The 628-nt window shown below is 42.2% G+C and carries 1 protein-coding gene; it reads right to left on the reverse strand.

What is annotated here, in order from left to right:
* Nucleotides 1-628, reverse strand: a 628-nt coding sequence (locus ACFIK0_RS09635; protein WP_375663950.1) for a DnaB-like helicase C-terminal domain-containing protein, incomplete at both ends; no start/stop codon positions are given.

A 628-nucleotide genomic window follows, 5' to 3' on the forward strand; every position in this document is an offset into this window, starting at 1 on the left:
AATAACCTCGGCTTTACCCTTGGCTTGCTCCATTGCCTCTTGCCACTTGCTATACTCAGCGGTGCCTTCTTTGGGTTCTTCATTTTTGAGATAATATTCTTCACGATAAACGAACAGAACAATGTCGGCATCTTGCTCGATTGAACCAGATTCACGTAAATCGGAGAGTTGCGGACGTTTATCGGTTCGGTTTTCAACTTGGCGCGAAAGTTGTGACAGAGCAATGATGGGAATATTGAGTTCTTTTGCAAGTGCTTTTAATCCGGTGGTAATGGCTGTAATTTCTTGAACGCGATTTTCTAATGAACGCTTTGAACCGCTTGTCATGAGTTGGATATAATCGATAATCAAGACATCTAGACCATGTTGTCGTTTGAGACGCCTTGCACGGGCGGACAATTGTGCAAGGGATACACCCCCCGTTTGATCAATATAAAGAGGGATTGTTTGTAAGGAACGCATTGCGTAAATGATGTTGGTAAATTGCTCTTCTGAGATATTACCACGACGCATATCAGAAGAAGAAACCTTTATTTGTTCTGAGATAATACGAGTTGCAAGCTGTTCTGTTGACATCTCAAGTGAGAAGAAACCTACAATGCCCCCTTCATTTTCTTGGCTGTTATCA

This window comes from Bartonella sp. CL63NXGY (assembly GCF_042194905.1).
In the GTDB taxonomy this organism is placed as follows: Bacteria; Pseudomonadota; Alphaproteobacteria; order Rhizobiales; family Rhizobiaceae; genus Bartonella.